Here is an 18,726-nt window from a genome sequence, read left to right as displayed (position 1 = left end):
TGAGGATTACGAAGTAATCATCATTATAGTCCAGGGGATCTTTTTAGTTGACAGATATAGATTGTAAAGCAATCTTTATCTACATTAAAAGGTTAATTTCTAATAATTGAAAAAAATGGAATGAAACGTATCTTACCTTCATTCACAGAGCTCGATTTTAGAGCTCTTTTTGCTAGCTTATTCATACTTTTCTGAATTTTGAAAAAGAAATGTAAGCGTTTGATAGATTTACAAAAAGATTGTATAATAGGGATAAGAATAGAAAAGGAGAAGTCTCATGGCAGTTAAAGATTTTATGACCCGCAAGGTAGTTTATATTAGTCCAGATACAACAGTATCTCATGCAGCAGATTTGATGAGAGAGCAAGGGTTGCACCGATTGCCTGTTATCGAAAATGATCAATTAGTTGGTTTGGTAACTGAGGGAACCATTGCCCAAGCTAGTCCATCAAAAGCAACCAGTCTTTCTATCTATGAGATGAATTATCTTCTAAATAAGACAAAAGTAAAAGATGTCATGATTCGCGATGTTGTCACTGTTTCAGGCTATGCGAGTCTAGAGGATGCAACTTATCTGATGTTGAAAAACAAGATTGGTATTCTTCCTGTCGTTGATAATCATCAAGTATACGGAGTTATTACGGACCGTGATGTTTTCCAAGCCTTTCTTGAAATTGCTGGTTATGGTGAAGAAGGAATTCGTGTGCGTTTTGTTACAGAAGATGAAGTTGGTGTCCTCGGAAAGATTGTTTCTTTGATTGCAGAAGAAAATTTGAATATCTCTCATACAGTCAATATTCCGCGTAAAGATGGTAAGGTGATTATCGAAGTTCAAATCGATGGCTCAATTGATTTACCAGCCTTGAAAGAAAAATTTGAATCAGAGAATATTCAAGTAGAAGAGATTACTCGTACTTCAGCAAAAGTCTTGTAAAAAGGGAAGCCGAAAGGCTTCTTTTTTCATGAAAAGAGGAGTAGAGCAAAAGATGGAAAGAAATGATAAAATATGCTATAATGAAATAATGTAAAAAAGGAGTATTTATGGACATTTCAGTAATTCGTCAGAAAATTGACGCAAATCGTGAAAAATTAGCTTCTTTCAGGGGGTCTCTTTGACCTCGAAGGTTTAGAGGAAGAGATTGCTATCTTGGAAAACAAGATGACAGAACCTGATTTTTGGAACGATAATATCGCGGCCCAAAAAACGTCGCAAGAATTAAATGAATTAAAAAACACTTACAATACTTTCCATAAGATGGAAGAGTTGCAGGATGAAGTTGAAATTTTATTAGACTTTTTAGCTGAAGATGAGTCGGTACATGAAGAATTGGTTGAACAGTTGTCAGAACTTGATAAGATGATGACCAGTTACGAGATGACCTTGCTCTTGTCAGAACCTTATGACCATAATAATGCCATCTTGGAAATCCATCCAGGATCCGGTGGTACTGAGGCTCAGGACTGGGGTGATATGTTGCTTCGTATGTACACTCGCTATGGAAATGCTAAAGGCTTTAAAGTGGAAGTATTGGATTACCAAGCAGGAGATGAAGCTGGTATCAAGTCAGTAACCTTATCATTTGAAGGACCTAATGCCTATGGTCTTCTCAAGTCAGAAATGGGGGTACACCGTTTGGTGCGAATTTCACCATTTGACTCTGCTAAACGTCGCCATACCTCTTTCACATCTGTAGAAGTGATGCCAGAGTTGGATGATACCATTGAAGTGGAAATCCGTGAAGATGATATCAAGATGGACACCTTCCGTTCAGGTGGTGCTGGTGGACAAAACGTCAATAAGGTTTCAACAGGTGTACGTTTAACACACATTCCAACTGGGACTGTTGTCCAGTCAACGGTCGATCGTACCCAGTATGGAAATAGAGATCGTGCCATGAAGATGTTGCAGGCTAAGCTCTATCAAATGGAGCAAGAAAAGAAAGCAGCGGAAGTTGATTCCCTCAAGGGTGAGAAAAAGGAAATCACATGGGGAAGCCAAATCCGTTCATATGTTTTTACGCCATATACTATGGTAAAAGATCACCGAACTAGCTTTGAAGTTGCACAAGTAGATAAGGTTATGGATGGAGACCTAGATGGTTTTATTGATGCCTATCTCAAGTGGAGAATCAGCTAAGATAGAAAGGAGCTCATATGTCAATCATTGAAATGAGAGATGTTGTCAAAAAGTATGATAACGGAACGACAGCTTTGCGAGGTGTCTCAGTCACTGTTGAACCCGGGGAATTTGCCTATATCGTAGGTCCGTCAGGAGCTGGGAAATCAACCTTTATTCGTTCTTTGTACCGAGAAGTAAAAATCGAAAAAGGAAGCTTATCTGTTGCTGGTTTTAATCTGGTTAAAATTAAAAAGAAAGATGTTCCTCTCCTACGTCGTAGTGTTGGGGTTGTCTTCCAAGATTATAAACTGTTACCAAAGAAAACCGTTTATGAAAATATTGCTTATGCAATGGAGGTAATTGGAGAAAGTCGCCGTAATATCAAAAAACGTGTTATGGAAGTCTTAGACTTGGTTGGATTGAAGCATAAGGTTCGTTCTTTCCCAAATGAACTTTCAGGGGGAGAACAGCAACGGATTGCAATTGCACGTGCCATTGTAAACAATCCAAAAGTATTGATTGCGGACGAACCAACAGGAAACTTGGACCCAGATAATTCATGGGAAATTATGAACTTGCTGGAACGCATCAATCTCCAAGGTACAACTGTCTTGATGGCTACCCACAACAGTCAGATTGTAAATACCTTGCGCCACCGTGTCATTGCCATTGAAAATGGCCGTGTCGTTCGTGACGAAGCTAAAGGAGAATATGGATACGATGATTAGTAGATTTTTTCGTCATTTATTTGAATCGTTAAAAAGTTTGAAACGAAATGGCTGGATGACAGTAGCTGCTGTTAGTTCAGTTATGATTACTTTGACCTTGGTTGCAATATTTGCATCTGTTATCTTTAATACGGCTAAACTAGCTACAGATATCGAAAATAATGTCCGAGTAATGGTATACATTCGTAAGGACGTAGCTGATAATAGTGAGACCATTGAAAAAGAAGGTCAAACTGTTACAAATAACGACTACCATAAGGTATATGATGCTTTGAAAGGTATGTCAACCGTTAAAAGTGTTACGTTTTCAAGTAAAGAAGAACAATATGAAAAGTTGACAGAAACAATGGGGGACAACTGGAAAATCTTTGAAGGCGATGCCAATCCTCTCTATGATGCATATATCGTTGATACAAATACACCAAGTGATGTAAAGACAGTAGCAGAAGAGGCTAAAAAAATCGAAGGTGTATCAGAAGTTCAAGATGGTGGTGCTAATACAGAACGCTTGTTTAAGTTAGCCTCATTTATTCGTGTTTGGGGACTAGTTATCGCTGGATTATTGATTTTCATTGCGGTGTTCTTGATTTCTAATACTATACGTATCACCATTATTTCACGAAGCCGTGAAATTCAAATCATGCGTTTAGTAGGTGCTAAGAATGGCTATATCCGCGGACCTTTCTTGCTTGAAGGTGCCTTCATTGGTTTGCTTGGAGCAACACTTCCATCAGTTCTGGTATTTATTGTCTATAAAATGGTTTACCAATCTGTTAATAAGTCATTGGTTGGTCAGAACCTTTCAATGATATCACCAGAAGTATTCAGTCCACTGATGATTGCCTTATTATTTGTGATTGGAATTTTTATCGGTTCAATCGGATCAGGAATTTCAATGCGCCGATTCCTGAAAATCTAAAATAGAAGTATATTTGAGGAGATTTTAATATCTCCTTTTTTACTACAAAAATTTTAGAAAAAAGTCTACTTTTTTTTTATAAAAGCCTTTACAAAAAAAATTAAAGTGGTATAATTGAATTATAGAAAGTGCAAACGTTTTCGTAAAACGTTTGCCTAAATAAAAATAAAGGAGATTTGAATGATGAAAGATACATTCAAAAATGTCTTGTCTTTCGAGTTTTGGCAAAAATTCGGTAAGGCTTTGATGGTGGTTATCGCGGTTATGCCGGCTGCTGGTTTGATGATTTCAATCGGTAAGTCTATCGTAATGATTAACCCAACTTTTGCACCACTTGTAGTTACAGGTGGAATTCTTGAGCAAATTGGTTGGGGGGTTATCGGTAACCTTCACATTTTGTTTGCCCTAGCAATTGGAGGAAGCTGGGCTAAAGAACGTGCTGGTGGTGCTTTCGCCGCTGGTCTTGCCTTCATCTTGATTAACCGTATCACTGGTACAATCTTTGGTGTATCAGGAGATATGTTGAAAAATCCAGATGCTATGGTCACAACTCTCTTTGGTGGTTCAATCAAAGTTGCTGATTACTTCATTAGTGTTCTTGAAGCTCCAGCATTGAACATGGGTGTGTTTGTAGGGATTATCTCAGGTTTTGTAGGGGCAACTGCTTACAATAAATACTACAACTTCCGTAAACTTCCTGATGCACTTTCATTCTTCAACGGGAAACGTTTCGTACCATTTGTAGTTATTCTTCGTTCAGCAATCGCTGCAATTCTACTTGCTGCCTTCTGGCCAGTAGTTCAAACAGGTATCAATAGCTTTGGTATCTGGATTGCCAACTCACAAGAAACTGCTCCAATCCTTGCACCATTCTTGTATGGTACTTTGGAACGTTTGCTCTTGCCATTTGGTCTTCACCATATGTTGACTATCCCAATGAACTACACAGCTCTTGGTGGTACTTATGACATTTTAACTGGTGCAGCTAAAGGTACTCAAGTATTTGGTCAAGACCCACTATGGCTTGCATGGGTAACAGACCTTGTTAACCTTAAAGGTACAGATGCAAGTCACTACCAACAATTGTTAGATACTGTTCACCCAGCTCGTTTCAAAGTTGGACAAATGATCGGTTCATTCGGTATCTTGATGGGTATGATCGTTGCTATCTACCGTAATGTCGATGCTGATAAGAAACATCAATATAAAGGTATGATGATTGCGACAGCTCTTGCAACATTCTTGACAGGGGTTACTGAACCAATCGAATACATGTTCATGTTTGTAGCAACACCTATGTATCTTGTTTACTCACTTGTTCAAGGTGCTGCCTTCGCTATGGCTGACGTAGTAAACCTACGTGTCCACTCATTCGGTTCAATTGAATTCTTGACTCGTACACCACTAGCAATTAATGCTGGTATTGGTATGGATATCGTTAACTTTATCTGGGTAACTGTTCTCTTTGCCGTAATCATGTACTTTATCGCAAACTTCATGATTCAAAAATTCAACTACGCAACTCCAGGACGTAACGGAAATTACGAAACTGCTGAAGGTTCAGAAGAAGCTAGTAGCGAAGTGAAAGTTGCAGCAGGCTCTCAAGCTGTAAACATTATTAACCTTCTTGGTGGACGTGCAAACATCGTTGATGTTGATGCATGTATGACTCGTCTTCGTGTAACTGTAAAAGATGCTGACAAAGTCGGTGATGCAGAACAATGGAAAGCAGAAGGAGCTATGGGTCTTGTCATGAAAGGACAAGGAGTTCAAGCTATCTACGGTCCAAAAGCAGACGTATTGAAATCTGATATCCAAGATATCCTTGATTCAGGTGAAATCATTCCTGAAACTCTTCCAAGCCAAATGACTGAAGCACAACAAAACACTGTTCACTTCAAAGGTCTTACTGAGGAAGTTTACTCAGTAGCAGACGGTCAAGTTGTTGCTTTGGAACAAGTAAAAGATCCAGTATTTGCTCAAAAAATGATGGGTGATGGATTTGCAGTAGAACCTGCAAATGGAAACATTGTATCTCCAGTTTCAGGTACTGTATCAAGCATCTTCCCAACAAAACATGCTCTTGGTATTGTGACTGAACCAGGTCTTGAAGTATTGGTTCACATTGGTTTGGACACAGTAAGTCTTGAAGGTAAACCATTTACAGTTCATGTTGCTGAAGGACAAAAAGTTGCAGCAGGAGATCTTCTTGTCACAGCTGACTTGGATGCTATCCGTGCAGCAGGACGTGAAACTTCAACAGTAGTTGTCTTCACAAATGGTGATGCAATTAAATCAGTTAAATTAGAAAAAACAGGTTCTCTTGCAGCTAAAACAGCAGTTGCTAAAGTAGAATTGTAATATACTTGAGGTTGGAAGCTGTATTCCAACCTCTTATTTTGGGAGAAAAGAATGAAATTTTTAACACTCAATACTCACAGTTGGATGGAGAAAGAAGCAGAGGAAAAATTCCAGATTTTGCTTGAGGATATTCTTGAAAAAGACTATGATTTGATTTGTTTCCAAGAAATCAATCAGGAGATCACTTCGCCAGTGGTGGAGGTTAATGACCTTTATCAAGCTTTGCCAGCAGCTGAGCCTATTCACCAAGACCATTATGTTAGACTTTTGGTTGAAAAGTTGTCAGAGCAAGGGAAAGATTACTACTGGACTTGGGCCTATAACCATATTGGTTATGACCGCTACCATGAAGGTGTGGCTATCTTGTCTAAAACACCTATTGAAGCAAGAGAAATTTTGGTTTCAGATGTGGATGATCCAACAGACTATCATACTCGCCGTGTCGCCCTGGCTGAAACTGTAGTTGATGGCAAGGACCTTGCAGTTGCCAGTGTCCACCTTTCTTGGTGGGATAAAGGTTTCCAAGAAGAATGGGCGCGATTTGAGGCTGTCTTGAAAGAATTGAACAAGCCACTTTTGCTGGCTGGAGATTTCAACAATCCAGCAGGTCAGGAAGGTTACCAAGCTATTTTAGCTAGTCCATTAGGCTTACAAGACGCTTTTGAAGTTGCTCAAGAGAAAAGCGGTAGCTATACCGTTCCACCAGAAATTGATGGCTGGAAGGGGAATACAGAACCCCTTCGAATCGACTATGTTTTTACTACCAAAGAGTTAGAGGTGGAAAATTTACATGTCGTATTTGATGGTAACAAGGGTCCGCAAGTTAGTGATCACTATGGCTTGAATGCTATTTTAAACTGGAAATAAGGACTGAAAAGAGGTTGGGATTCACAAATTCCAGCCTTTTTCTGACTAGAAAAGGTGCTGGAAATAGCCTAAATAAGTGAGACTACTGAAATGGAATAAAATGTGGTATAATTGATAGGATAGATAGAATCGAGGATATTATGTCATTTACGAAATTTCAATTTAAAAACTATATTAGAGAAGCCTTGGAGGAGTTGAAATTTATAACTCCAACAGAGGTACAAGATAAGTTGATTCCCATTGTCTTGGCAGGCCGAGATTTGGTTGGAGAATCAAAAACAGGTTCGGGTAAGACTCACACTTTCCTATTGCCGATTTTCCAGCAATTAGATGAAACCAGCGATAGTGTTCAAGCAGTCATTACTGCACCGAGCCGTGAATTAGCTACTCAAATTTACCAAGCAGCCCGTCAGATTGCAGCCCACTCAGAGGTAGAAATTCGTGTGGTTAATTATGTGGGTGGTACAGATAAGGCTCGCCAGATTGACAAATTGGCAAGTAACCAGCCTCATATTGTTATCGGAACGCCTGGCCGTATTTATGACTTAGTTAAGTCTGGTGACCTAGCTATTCACAAGGCTAAGACCTTTGTGGTCGATGAGGCAGATATGACCTTGGATATGGGATTCTTGGAAACTGTTGATAAGATTGCTGGAAGCCTTCCAAAAGACTTGCAATTCATGGTCTTCTCAGCGACTATCCCACAAAAACTGCAACCATTCTTGAAAAAATACTTGTCAAATCCTGTTATGGAGAAAATCAAGACCAAAACGGTCATTTCTGATACCATTGATAATTGGTTGATTTCTACAAAGGGACGTGACAAGAATGCTCAAATTTACCAGTTGACTCAGTTGATGCAACCGTATTTGGCAATGATTTTTGTTAACACTAAAACACGGGCTGATGAATTGCATGCTTACTTGACTGCGCAAGGTTTGAAGGTGGCAAAGATTCACGGAGATATTGCCCCTCGTGAGCGCAAGCGTATCATGAATCAGGTGAAAAATCTGGATTTTGAGTATATTGTCGCAACGGATTTGGCAGCGCGTGGAATTGATATTGAAGGTGTCAGCCATGTTATTAATGATGCCATTCCGCAAGACTTATCCTTCTTCGTGCACCGTGTTGGTCGTACTGGACGCAACGGCCTACCAGGTACAGCTATTACCCTATATCAGCCAAGTGATGACTCTGATATCCGTGAGTTGGAGAAATTAGGAATCAAGTTTACTCCTAAGATGGTCAAAGACGGGGAATTTCAAGATACTTATGACCGTGATCGTCGTGCCAACCGTGAGAAAAAACAAGATAAGCTTGATATCGAAATGATTGGTTTGGTTAAAAAGAAAAAGAAAAAAGTCAAACCGGGATATAAGAAGAAGATTCAATGGGCAGTGGATGAAAAACGCCGTAAGACTAAGCGTGCCGAAAATCGTGCTCGCGGTCGTGCAGAGCGTAAAGCAAAACGCCAAACATTTTAAAATAGACTGGGAAAAGCTCAATTTTAGTAAAAAACGAAAAAATATTTCCACAATAAAACGCATAATATCAAGATTTTAGTACATCTGATATTATGCGTTTTTCTGATTTTAAAGACTTTTTGCCCAGCCTCGTGTGTCGAAGGTTATACCAAAAAAACTCCAAACGCGATACAATAAAGGTGTTCAAGCCAATTGTAAAGCGAAAGGAGAAAAATATGGCACAAAAGGCTCATAGTTTATCGCACACAAAGTATCACTTTGTGTTCACACCTAAGTATAGACGAAAAGTCATCTAAAATCAATATCGAAGTAAGAATCACAAAAAATTTTAAAAAATGGCAATATTTGTTAATAAGAATTTTGTCGTTTGTTATAATGTAGTTGTAAATTATTAAGATTGGTAATCAAAAAATAAAGAGGGGAATGTCATGAATAAGAAATATAACAAGTTTCTATTTTTGTTGTTTATAGTTTATTTATTTGGATATTTTTCAATTTCAAAAAATTTAATTCCTATAATGTGTCTTTTTCAAGTATTTTTGATAGAACATATATTTAGAGTTCGAAATAGAATTATGCAGATAGGTGAAATTATAATTATTGTTGCTTCTATGATATTATTTATTGATAGTATATTAAGTTTGTAACAAAAGGCTTCTCTATAGAATCAAATTTTCCAGATACCTGCTGAAGCTGATTTATATCCTCATCTTTCTTCTACTATCTACGTCACTAAACTTGACAGACATATATTGCAGTTACAACCTCTCTACCTACAATCTCAGAGTTGACCTGAGGCTATTTTCTTAGTTTGCTCTTTGATTTTCATTGATAAAAAGAAATGCTCCTCCAAGACGGAAGAGCATTTTTATTGTGATTTTGATTCAGTTTCTGCAGACTCTGGATGGAGTTCTTGGTAACTTGGAGCTTTGAACAGGTCAGTACTGGTCTTACCTTGTCGTTGGCTAAAGAGACTGGTTGATTGACTACCTTTTTCCTGCTCAATCTTTTGAAGAATTGGTAAAGAATTGAGATAAGAAATACTTTCTGTATCAACTTTTCCAAGATGATCTGCTTGGTAGAAACGGATCAAATCGCCAGTTTGAATCTGGTCGCTGATTTTTAGCTGTTGGCTGGCTGCCTGCCGAACGATTTCTAGTTCAGTCTGAGCTTGTTCATCAAGATTGCTGATTTCAAGACCGCTCTCAGTATAGTAGGTTCTTCCGTCGTAGCTGGTATATTTTGGTGTGACGAAGGAATTGGCAGTTCGAAAGGCAACGATTTCTTGGTGGTCTGGTGATAGGAGGTCTTGTCCAACTTGAAGGAAGGAACTGGATTCGATACCAAGGAGGTGTTCGAGAGTCGGTAAGATATCGATTTGTCCACCGTAGGTATTGATGATTTGTCCTTTTTCATAGCCAGGCATGACCACCATAAAAGGCACTCGTTGCAACATGGCATTGTCGTAATTCGACCAGTTCTCAGAAGTCTTGCCAATCAAGGGAGCCAGGTCAGGATTGCGGGAGTTAGAAATTCCATAATGGTCTCCATAGATGACGATGATGGATTTTTCATAGAGGCCACTTTCTTTGAGATAGTCAAAGAAGGCCTTGATAGCACTATCCAGATAGTTGGCTGTTTGGAAGTAGCCATTGATCGTTTCATCTTTGGTTTTAGCCAAGGGGAAACCTAGCTCATCGCCAGTCAGATTGCTAGCATAGGGATAGTGATTGGACACCGTGATATACTTGGCATAAAAAGGCTGCTGCAAGTGCTCTAGATATTGGATAGAATCTTTCATCATGATTTTATCATTTAAACCATATTGGAAAGAATTGCTACTGTCTTGCTTAGTAAAATAGGATGCGTCAAAGAAGTATTGGTAGCCCCACTGTTTGTAGGTTGTATTTCGATTCCAGAAGGTCCCAATATTACCATGAAAGACTGCACTTGATTGGTAGCCATTTTTTGATAGGATAAAAGGCGCAGCCTGCTGGGTATTGGTACCTCCATAGTTGACCATGAAGGAACCTTGGTCAAGTCCAAACAAACCGGTCTCTAGCATGGTTTCCGCATCTGAGGTTTTACCAGCCTTGACTTGGTTAAAGATATTCGAAAAGGCTAGGGTTGATTGCGAATGGTAGAGGGAATTAAGGAAGGGAGTGACTTCATGCTCAGTTCCATCTATGTTGAGTTTATAGTCAAGTAGGAACTGTTGGAAACTCTCCAAGTGGAGATAAATCACATTTTTTCCTTTGGCCAAGCCAAAATAGTCTGGATTGGGCTTAGCAGAATGTTCTTGAATATAATCTGTAATAGGTTGAAGATCAGTCTCAGAGGCCTTGGCACGTTCTTTGTTGGCGCTATAGGATTGGTTGGCACTATAGCCTAAAAAGGCTGGCAAACTGAGGGCGCGGACAACATAATAATTCGAAAATCCTCGCGATAGGAGATCGGGACGTTCAATTTCAGCCAAGAAAAGATTAGCAGAAAAGAGCAGGGCTGAGAGTGCAGTGATAGCAACACTGGAGCGGAATTTGAAGGGCCTCCTATCTAAATGGATGAATTTTTTATAGAAAAGGAAAGCCAGCAATGGGAAATCCATAAAATAGATGAAATCCCAAGGACGCAGTAACTCTAGTTCCGCAGTGCCGACAGACACCTTGCTGACCACCTTCATGGTATTAGCCGTGATAAAGTCACTAAATTCTCGATAGTAAAAGACATTGGAATAGAGCCAAATGAATAAAAGGCTATAAATAGCTATACTCAGACCATAAAAGATCTTGGTTGAGCGAGCATAGAGGGCTAGAGCCAGCAGGAGTAGTCCTAGAGGAAGGGGGTTGAAAAAGGCGATAAAGGCAAGGTAATTTCCCTGCAACTTACCTACTTGAATATCTAAATTAAAGTCAACGGCATAGGCTAATAAGGTTTTGAGCCAATAGAGGATTAAAAGGGTTAGGACAAAACCCAGTCTGGTACCGATGGCTTTTTGGATTTTGTTAAAATTGCTTTTCACACATTTACTTCCTAATTTTTTATTAGTATTAGTATACCATTTTTTAAAAGAAGAGTAAAAAAGCAAGGGTAGTTTCTTTTTTGAGAATTGGCTAAAAGTTTGATATAATGGTAGTTATGAATAGAATAAGAGTTAGCAAAAGGGTTGAAAAGAAGCTCGCTAAGGGGCTAGTTTTACTAGAAGCCAGTGATCTTGAGAATGTCAATCTCAAGGATCAGGAAGTAGAAGTCCATAGTCAAGATGGAAACTTTCTTGGGACTGCCTACCTTTCCCAGCAAAATAAGGGCTTGGGTTGGTTTATCAGTAAAGACAAGATCACCTTCAATCAAGCTTTCTTTGAAACGCTGTTTAGACAAGCTAAAGAAAAGAGAACAGCCTACTATCAAGATGATTTGACAACTGCCTTTCGTCTCTTCAACCAAGAGGGAGATGGCTTTGGTGGTCTGACAGTGGACCTTTATGGCGACTATGCTGTCTTTTCTTGGTATAACTCTTATGTTTATCAGATTCGCAAGGTTATCTCAGAAGCCTTTAGACAGGTTTTTCCTGAGGTGTTAGGGACATATGAGAAGCTCCGCTTTAAGGGATTGGACTATGAATCTGCCCATGTTTATGGTCAAGAAGCACCTGACTTTTTCACTGTTCTGGAAAATGGTATCTTGTATCAAGTCTTTATGAATGATGGTTTGATGACAGGGATTTTCTTAGACCAGCATGAGGTTCGTGGTAGTCTGGTCGATGGATTGGCTATGGGCAAATCCTTGCTCAATATGTTTTCCTACACAGCAGCCTTTTCAGTAGCTGCAGCTATGGGAGGAGCAAGCCAGACAACTTCTGTTGACCTAGCTAAACGTTCACGAGAATTGTCTCAAGCCCATTTTCAGGCAAATGGGCTCAGCACAGACGAGCATCGTTTTATAGTCATGGATGTTTTTGAGTATTTCAAGTATGCCAAACGAAAAGACTTGACCTATGATGTGATTGTCCTAGATCCGCCTAGCTTTGCTCGGAACAAAAAACAAACGTTCTCTGTGGCCAAGGATTATCATAAGTTGATTTCCCAGAGCCTTGAGATTTTAAATCCGGGCGGTATTATTATTGCCAGTACCAATGCTGCCAATGTATCTCGCCAGAAATTTACAGAACAGATTGATAAAGGCTTTGCAGGAAGAAGTTACCAGATTTTAAACAAATACGGTCTTCCAGCAGATTTCGCCTATAATAAAAAAGATGAAAGTAGTAATTACCTCAAGGTGATTAGTATGAAGGTTAGTAAATGAAATTAATCGTTTCAGTAATGCCAAGAAGTTTAGAGGAGGCTCAGGCTCTGGATGCCACAAGGTATCAAGATGCTGATATTATTGAATGGCGTGCCGACTATCTGCCTAAAGAAGCGATTTTGCAGGTAGCTCCAGCTATTTTTGAAAAATTTGCAGGTCGTGAGTTGGTTTTCACCCTGCGAACTCGCTCTGAAGGGGGAGAAATCGACCTTTCTCCAGAAGAATATATCCATCTAATCAAGGAAGTGGCGCAACTCTATCAACCAGACTATATTGATTTTGAGTACTATAGCTACAAGGATGTTTTTGAGGAAATGCTGGACTTCCCAAATCTCGTTTTGAGTTACCACAATTTCCAAGAAACACCTGAAAATATGATGGAAATCTTGTCAGAGTTGACGAGCCTAAATCCAAAACTTGTCAAGGTTGCGGTGATGGCTCATACGGAGCAGGATGTGCTAGACTTGATGAACTATACACGAGGCTTTAAAACCCTCAATCCTGAACAGGAATATGTGACCATTTCTATGGGTAAGGTGGGCAAGGTCTCTCGTATCACTGCGGATGTGACGGGTTCGAGTTGGTCTTTTGCCAGTCTGGATGAAGCTAGTGCTCCTGGTCAGATTTCTCTAGCTAGCATGAAAAAAATCAGGGAGATTTTGGATGAAGCTTGATGGCTATACACGTTTAGCTGCAGTTGTTGCCAATCCTATTAAACATTCTATTTCTCCCTTCATCCACAATAGGGCCTTTGAGGCGACAACTACCAACGGTGCTTACGTGGCTTGGGAGATTGAAGCGGGTGATTTGGCAGAAACAGTGGCCAATATTCGTCGCTACCAGATGTTTGGCATCAACCTGTCCATGCCCTATAAGGAGCAGGTGATTCCTTATTTGGATGAGCTGAGTGATGAAGCGCGCTTGATTGGTGCGGTTAATACGGTTGTCAATGAGAATGGCAATTTAATTGGATATAATACAGATGGCAAGGGATTTTTTAAGAGCTTGCCTTCTTTTACAATTACAGGTAAGAAGATGACCCTGCTGGGTGCAGGTGGTGCGGCCAAGTCCATTTTAGCACAAGCTATTTTGGACAGCGTCAGTCAGATTTCGGTCTTTGTTCGTTCAGTTTCCATGGAAAAAACAAGACCTTATCTTGACAAGTTACAGGAGCAAACAGGCTTTGAAGTGGACTTGTATGCTTTAGAAGATGTTTCTGAACTGCAAGCAAGGATTGCCGAGTCGGATTTACTGGTCAATGCGACAAGTGTAGGAATGGACGGTCAATCATCTCCAGTTCCTAAAAGCATTGTCTTATCAGAAACTCTTTTAGTAGCAGATATTATTTACCAACCCTTTGAAACGCCATTTTTAAAATGGGCTAGAAATCAGGGCAATCTAGCCGTCAATGGTCTGGGGATGTTGCTCTATCAAGCTGCAGAAGCTTTTCAACTGTGGACAGGCAAGGAAATGCCGACAGAAGAAATTTGGCAGTCCTTAACAGAAAAATACCAATAAAGAAAGGGAGATTCTCCTATGAAAATCAGAATCGATATTCCTCATCATCCTTATGATATTCAGATTGAAAAAGGTTGTCTGGCTCAAGCTGGCCAATGGTTGCGAGAACTCTGGCAACCACAAAAAGTGGTCATTGTAACAGACAACCATGTAGCTTCTCTTTATGCAGAGAAGTTAAAGCTCAGCCTAGAAGATGCTGGTTTTCAGGTAGCTGTTTTTGACTTTTTAGAAGGTGAAGAAAGAAAGAATTTGACCACTGTTCAGAAAGTCTATGAATTTTTAGTCAAGCAAGGTCTGACTCGTAGCGATGGAATCGTGGCTCTTGGTGGCGGTGTCGTTGGGGACTTGGCTGGTTTTGTAGCCTCTACCTATATGCGGGGCATTCACTTTGTTCAGATTCCGACCAGCTTGACAGCTCAGGTGGATTCTTCTATCGGTGGAAAGACGGGCGTCAATACTCCATTTGCCAAGAATATGGTGGGTACCTTTGCCCAGCCAGATGGGGTTCTGATTGACCCACTTGTTCTTGAAACCCTCGGAAAAAGAGAGTTGATTGAAGGAATGGGTGAAGTTATCAAGTATGGCTTGATTGAGGATCCAGAACTTTGGGCTCTCTTGACGGAGCTGGATGGTTCTGTTGAGAGCATTTTGGAACATGCAGAGACCTTGATTGAACATTCTTGTCAGGTCAAGCGTAAGATGGTAGTTGAGGATGAGCTGGACAATGGTGTACGCCTTTACCTCAATTTTGGCCACACTATTGGTCATGCTATTGAAGCGACTGCCGGTTATGGCAAGGTCATGCATGGAGAGGCTGTAGCCATGGGAATGGTGCAGATTTCCAAGGTTGCTGAGGAAAAGGGACTCATGCCAGCTGGCATTACGCAATCTATCACAAAGATGTGTCAGAAATTTGGACTACCTGTTGACTATGAAAACTGGGATGTTGACAAGCTTTATCAGGCTTTGACACATGACAAGAAGGCGCGTGGCAATACCTTGAAATTGGTCTTGGTTCCAGAGCTTGGCTCAGCGACCATTCACCCAGTTTCTCTGGAAGAGATGAAAGACTACTTGGTAAAATAAGGAGAGTGTATGAGATATTTAACTGCAGGAGAATCACACGGTCCCCGTCTGACGGCTATCATTGAAGGAATTCCAGCTGGACTTCCTTTGACAGCAAAGGACATCAATGAGGATTTGAAACGTCGTCAGGGTGGATACGGCCGCGGTGGTCGTATGAAGATTGAGAGCGACCAGGTTGACTTTACTTCGGGTGTTCGCCATGGGAAGACTACTGGGGCTCCCATTACCATGGATGTCGTCAATAAGGACCATCAGAAATGGCTGGATATCATGTCTGCGGAGGACATTGAAGACCGCCTTAAAAGCAAACGAAAAATCACCCATCCACGTCCAGGTCATGCCGACTTGGTTGGGGGCATCAAGTACCGTTTTGATGATTTGCGAAATTCCTTGGAACGTTCATCAGCTCGTGAAACAACTATGCGAGTGGCAGTTGGGGCAGTAGCCAAACGCCTCTTGGCTGAGCTGGATATGGAGATTGCCAACCATGTCGTAGTCTTTGGTGGCAAGGAAATCGATGTCCCTGAGAATCTCACAGTTGCTGAGATTAAGGAAAGAGCTGCCCAGTCAGAAGTTTCTATTGTCAACCAAGAAAGGGAACAGGAAATCAAGGATTATATTGACCAAATCAAGCGTGACGGTGATACCATCGGTGGGGTTGTGGAGACAGTCGTCGGAGGTGTTCCAGTTGGTCTTGGTTCCTATGTCCAATGGGACAGAAAATTAGATGCCAGACTTGCCCAAGCAGTTGTCTCTATCAATGCTTTTAAAGGGGTGGAATTTGGTCTTGGTTTTGAAGCTGGCTATCGTAAAGGCAGCCAAGTTATGGATGAAATTCTTTGGTCTAAAGAAGATGGCTATACCCGCCGTACCAATAATTTAGGTGGATTTGAAGGTGGTATGACTAATGGGCAACCGATTGTTGTTCGAGGCGTGATGAAGCCCATTCCTACTCTATACAAACCACTCATGAGTGTGGATATCGAAACCCATGAGCCTTACAAGGCAACTGTGGAAAGGAGTGATCCGACCGCCCTTCCAGCTGCAGGAGTGGTCATGGAAGCCGTTGTGGCAACGGTTCTGGCACAAGAAATCCTCGAAAAATTCTCATCAGACAATCTAGAGGAATTAAAAGAAGCGGTAGCCCAACACCGAGACTATACAAAGAACTATTAAGGAGTTCCTATGGCAAAAACAATCTATATCGCAGGTCTTGGTTTGATTGGTGCCTCTATGGCACTTGGTATCAAACGTGATCATCCAGACTATGAAATTTTAGGTTATAATCGCAGTCAAGCTTCGAGAGATATCGCCTTGAAAGAAGGCATGATTGACCGTGCAACGGATGATTTTGCCAGTTTTGCTCCTTTGGCAGATATCATCATCCTCAGTTTGCCAATCAAACAAACCATTGCTTTCATTAAGGAGTTGGCCGACTTGGACTTGAAAAAAAGTGTGATTATTTCAGATGCCGGTTCGACCAAGTCAGCCATTGTGGATGCAGCGGAGCAGTATTTGGCTGGCAAGCCTGTTCGCTTTGTCGGGGCCCATCCCATGGCTGGTAGTCATAAGACAGGAGCAGCTTCTGCGGATGTCAATCTCTTTGAAAATGCCTACTATATCTTCACACCTTCGAGCCTGACAAGTCAGGATACGCTTGAGGAAATGAAGGATCTGCTTTCAGGTCTTCATGCTCGCTTTATCGAAATTGATGCCAAAGAGCATGATCGTGTGACTTCTCAGATTAGCCATTTTCCTCATATTCTGGCTTCCAGTCTCATGGAGCAGACTGCGGTCTATGCTCAAGAACATGAGATGGCAAGGCGCTTTGCGGCCGGTGGTTTTCGAGATATGACCCGAATTGCGGAAAGCGAGCCGGGCATGTGGACTTCTATTCTCTTGTCCAATCGTGAGACCATTCTGGATCGAATTGCGGATTTCAAGGAGCGCTTAGATGAGGTTGGACAAGCCATCAGTAAGGGAGATGAGGAGCAGATTTGGAACTTTTTCAATCAAGCGCGTGAGAAGCGTCAGGCCATGGAAATTCATAAACGTGGTGGTGTGGACAGTTCTTACGATCTCTATGTTGATGTTCCTGATGAAGAAGATGTCATCTTACGGATTTTGGAACTACTACGTGGAACTTCTTTGGTTAACATCCGCATTAACGAGGAAAACCGTGAGGATATTCACGGGATTCTACAAATCTCATTTAAAAATGCTCAAGATTTAGAACGAGCCGAGCACCTCATAACAGAAAATACCGACTACACAGTCGTTATCAAATAAGGAGAAAATTATGCCTAAAATAGAACCTAAATTCATATTTGGTGTTATCTTTATTTCTTTTATCTTACTTAGAGCTTACGTTGTTAAAAAAGATGTGAAAACTACTTCAGAAGCAAGTGTTGAGACAAAAAATGAACGATCCGACAAGGAAATAAGTTAAGAGAAAATCAATTCAAAGTATGTAGACGATAGAATTATTAATGAGTTTATCAATAGCTATAATCAAAATTCTAATAGCCCATTATAAAATATCAAAAAATGAAATACAAAAATAAAATATTTCGCATCAAGCTACGGATATTACTTGGAACTTTTACATGCAAATGATACTGATAAAATCAATGTAACAATAAATCAGACAAATGAAAATAGTGAATCTGGTGTTGCAGGAATGAAAGAAGTATTTCATGATATTGTTAAATCGATCTCATCATCCTTATCTGATGATGAGATAAATAACTATTTTGATAATCTTATGCCAAATGAAATAAAAACAGGTTCTAATTTAGGAACTTTGAAGATAGAGTATATACCAGATAAGGAATTAAGCAATGGACATTCAAGAGGTCATATAAAAGTGATTGCACAATAATAAAGACCACAGAGTGACTATTAATTTTAAAAGAAATAAATAAGGAGAAAATCATGTCAAATATTTACGATAGTGCAAACGAACTCAGTCGCGGTCTACGCGAATTGCCAGAATACAAGGCTGTCAAAGCAGCTAAAGATGCGATTGCAGCAGATGCTGAGGCAAGTAAAATATTTACAGAATATGTTGCTTTCCAAGAGGAAATTCAAAGATTAGCGCAGACAGGTCAAATGCCAGATGCTTCCTTCCAAGCGAAGATGGAAAACTTTGGCAAGCAGATTCAGGGGAATAGCCTCTTGTCAGAATTCTTTACCAAGCAACAACAATTGGCAATTTACCTTTCTGACATTGAAAAAATTGTTTTCGAACCAGTTTCAGAATTGCTAAAATAAGAAAATAACAATCCTAAAGTCAGGAATTTTTAAGGAATTTCTGGCTTTTTATGATAAAATAGGTAAAAGTAT

The 18,726-nt window shown here is 40.2% G+C and carries 17 protein-coding genes and 1 pseudogene; 17 read left to right on the top strand and 1 reads right to left on the bottom strand.

The window, feature by feature from the left end; translation table 11 throughout:
* Positions 1-277: 277 nt before the first annotated feature.
* The 8 genes and pseudogenes from O3650_RS07595 to O3650_RS07560 all read left to right on the top strand — a co-directional run.
* On the top strand, positions 278-934 hold the full coding sequence (locus O3650_RS07595) for a CBS domain-containing protein (RefSeq protein ID WP_000268660.1): 657 nt from the start codon (positions 278-280) through the stop codon (positions 932-934).
* A gap of 107 nt (positions 935-1,041) precedes the next feature.
* A protein-coding gene (gene prfB / locus O3650_RS07590; RefSeq protein ID WP_101784613.1) for a peptide chain release factor 2 occupies positions 1,042-2,137 on the top strand; the annotation gives its coding sequence in 2 pieces (ribosomal slippage) (positions 1,042-1,113 and positions 1,115-2,137; 1,095 coding nt in all).
* Between the two features lie 17 nt (positions 2,138-2,154).
* Positions 2,155-2,847 carry a cell division ATP-binding protein FtsE gene (gene ftsE / locus O3650_RS07585; protein WP_033685219.1) on the top strand — a complete coding sequence of 231 codons (693 nt, stop codon included), beginning with the start codon at positions 2,155-2,157 and terminating at the stop codon, positions 2,845-2,847.
* Positions 2,840-3,766 carry a permease-like cell division protein FtsX gene (gene ftsX, locus O3650_RS07580; protein WP_000625545.1) on the top strand — a complete coding sequence of 309 codons (927 nt, stop codon included), beginning with the start codon at positions 2,840-2,842 and terminating at the stop codon, positions 3,764-3,766. The genes ftsE and ftsX overlap by 8 nt, the downstream gene beginning before the upstream one ends.
* 180 nt (positions 3,767-3,946) lie before the next feature.
* Positions 3,947-6,127 carry a PTS transporter subunit IIBC gene (locus tag O3650_RS07575; RefSeq protein ID WP_020903476.1) on the top strand — a complete coding sequence of 727 codons (2,181 nt, stop codon included), beginning with the start codon at positions 3,947-3,949 and terminating at the stop codon, positions 6,125-6,127.
* Between the two features lie 51 nt (positions 6,128-6,178).
* Entirely contained in the window at positions 6,179-6,994 is an 816-nt protein-coding gene (locus O3650_RS07570) for an endonuclease/exonuclease/phosphatase family protein (RefSeq protein WP_020903475.1), read from the top strand.
* 140 nt (positions 6,995-7,134) lie between these two features.
* Positions 7,135-8,478 carry a DEAD/DEAH box helicase gene (locus O3650_RS07565; RefSeq protein WP_203175351.1) on the top strand — a complete coding sequence of 448 codons (1,344 nt, stop codon included), beginning with the start codon at positions 7,135-7,137 and terminating at the stop codon, positions 8,476-8,478.
* Positions 8,479-8,693: 215 nt separating this feature from the next.
* A pseudogene (locus O3650_RS07560) lies at positions 8,694-8,771 on the top strand (IS200/IS605 family transposase); the annotation flags it as partial.
* Between the two features lie 575 nt (positions 8,772-9,346).
* Here the strand turns inward: O3650_RS07560 and O3650_RS07555 are convergent.
* Entirely contained in the window at positions 9,347-11,497 is a 2,151-nt protein-coding gene (locus tag O3650_RS07555; protein WP_203175349.1) for an LTA synthase family protein, read from the bottom strand.
* Between the two features lie 116 nt (positions 11,498-11,613).
* Here O3650_RS07555 and O3650_RS07550 point away from each other — a divergent pair, with 116 nt between their 5' ends.
* From O3650_RS07550 to O3650_RS07510, 9 genes are all read left to right on the top strand, one after another.
* Entirely contained in the window at positions 11,614-12,777 is a 1,164-nt protein-coding gene (locus O3650_RS07550; protein ID WP_203175347.1) for a class I SAM-dependent rRNA methyltransferase, read from the top strand.
* Complete coding sequence (gene aroD, locus O3650_RS07545; protein WP_000767770.1) at positions 12,774-13,451, top strand: type I 3-dehydroquinate dehydratase; 678 nt, start codon at positions 12,774-12,776, stop codon at positions 13,449-13,451. Before O3650_RS07550 ends, aroD begins: the two co-directional genes overlap by 4 nt.
* The gene (locus tag O3650_RS07540) at positions 13,441-14,295 is read left to right on the top strand and encodes a shikimate dehydrogenase (RefSeq protein ID WP_203175345.1); all 855 of its coding nucleotides are present in this window, start codon (positions 13,441-13,443) and stop codon (positions 14,293-14,295) included. The genes aroD and O3650_RS07540 overlap by 11 nt, the downstream gene beginning before the upstream one ends.
* An 18-nt stretch (positions 14,296-14,313) precedes the next feature.
* Complete coding sequence (gene aroB / locus O3650_RS07535; protein WP_023943116.1) at positions 14,314-15,381, top strand: 3-dehydroquinate synthase; 1,068 nt, start codon at positions 14,314-14,316, stop codon at positions 15,379-15,381.
* A gap of 9 nt (positions 15,382-15,390) precedes the next feature.
* Complete coding sequence (gene aroC, locus O3650_RS07530; protein ID WP_023943114.1) at positions 15,391-16,557, top strand: chorismate synthase; 1,167 nt, start codon at positions 15,391-15,393, stop codon at positions 16,555-16,557.
* A 9-nt stretch (positions 16,558-16,566) separates the two neighbouring features.
* Complete coding sequence (locus tag O3650_RS07525) at positions 16,567-17,670, top strand: prephenate dehydrogenase (protein WP_153192544.1); 1,104 nt, start codon at positions 16,567-16,569, stop codon at positions 17,668-17,670.
* A gap of 10 nt (positions 17,671-17,680) precedes the next feature.
* Positions 17,681-17,830, top strand: a complete 150-nt coding sequence (locus O3650_RS07520) for a hypothetical protein (protein ID WP_194250464.1) — start codon at positions 17,681-17,683, stop codon at positions 17,828-17,830.
* Positions 17,831-17,974: 144 nt separating this feature from the next.
* On the top strand, positions 17,975-18,262 hold the full coding sequence (locus O3650_RS07515) for a hypothetical protein (protein ID WP_153192542.1): 288 nt from the start codon (positions 17,975-17,977) through the stop codon (positions 18,260-18,262).
* Positions 18,263-18,315: 53 nt separating this feature from the next.
* Positions 18,316-18,654 carry a YlbF/YmcA family competence regulator gene (locus tag O3650_RS07510; RefSeq protein WP_153192540.1) on the top strand — a complete coding sequence of 113 codons (339 nt, stop codon included), beginning with the start codon at positions 18,316-18,318 and terminating at the stop codon, positions 18,652-18,654.
* The last annotated feature ends 72 nt before the right edge of the window (positions 18,655-18,726 follow it).

Origin of the sequence: Streptococcus sp. 20925_1_24, assembly GCF_041432335.1 — a bacterium.
Taxonomy (GTDB): Bacteria; Bacillota; Bacilli; order Lactobacillales; family Streptococcaceae; genus Streptococcus; species Streptococcus mitis_BM.
This window is presented reverse-complemented; position numbering and strand designations above follow the sequence as displayed.